1 protein-coding gene is annotated in these 1,031 nt (G+C 59.6%); it reads right to left on the bottom strand.

Features of this window, described 5'->3' with window-relative positions:
• Positions 1 to 1,031 (bottom strand): polysaccharide biosynthesis protein (locus ACE4YL_RS14850; RefSeq protein ID WP_461369775.1); only part of this gene is annotated, 1,031 nt, incomplete at both ends.

Raw genomic sequence — 1,031 nt, forward strand, 5'->3', positions numbered from 1 at the left:
CGGATCATCCGCCGGGCCAGCGATATAATTTTCACGGGCTCGCCCATGTCCAGGATGAAGATCTCGCCGCCGCGGGCCAGGGCGCCGGCCTGGATCACGAGCTGAACCGCTTCCGGAATGGTCATGAAATAGCGGACCATCTCGGGATGGGTTACCGTTACCGGCCCCCCGGAGGCAATCTGCTTTTTAAACAGCGGGACCACGCTCCCCCTGCTGTCGAGAACATTGCCGAACCTTACCGAGGCGAAACAGGTCCTGCTTGTCCGCGCCATCTGCTGCACCACCATCTCGGCAATCCGCTTGGTTGCTCCCATAATGCCGGCGGGATGAACCGCTTTGTCTGTAGAGATCAGGATAAAGGATTCTGCAGAGCAGTCATGGGCTGCCCGGGCCGCGTTGAAGGTGCCCAGGACATTATTTTTAACCGCTTCCGCGGGACAATGTTCCATCAGGGGCACATGCTTGTGCGCCGCCGCGTGAAAGATAACCTCGGGACGGTATCGCTGAAAGACCGAAGTCATGGCCACGCTGTCTTTTACATCGCAGATAACTGGTATGATCTCCAGGCTGCGAAATTCCAGGATCAGATCCTGGTAGGCTTCATAAATGCTGTTCTCCCCGTGCCCCAGTAATATCAGTTGCCGCGGTTTGAACCTGGCCGCCTGGCGGCAGAGCTCCGAACCGATGGAGCCGCCCGCCCCCGTTACCAGGACCGCCTTTCCGGCAAGGTATCCGGCGATGGAATCCAGGTCCACCTCCACCGGTTCGCGCCCGAGGATATCCTCAACCCTGACCTCGCGGACCTGGCTGACCGAAACCCGCCCGTTGATCAGCTCGTATATACCCGGCAGTATCTTCAGCGAAGCCGGGGTGGTCTGGCAGATATCCACGATCTCGCCGATAACCTCCCGCGAGGCGGAAGGGATGGCGATGATGATCTCATCCACATCGTATTTCTGGACCAGCCGGGGGATATCTTCGCGGCGGCCCAGCACCGGCAGGCCGAACATGCCCATTCTCTGCTTGGTGGG

It is taken from the genome of Candidatus Darwinibacter acetoxidans, from assembly GCF_041936445.1.
Taxonomy (GTDB): domain Bacteria; phylum Bacillota; class Limnochordia; order Darwinibacteriales; family Darwinibacteriaceae; genus DTU010.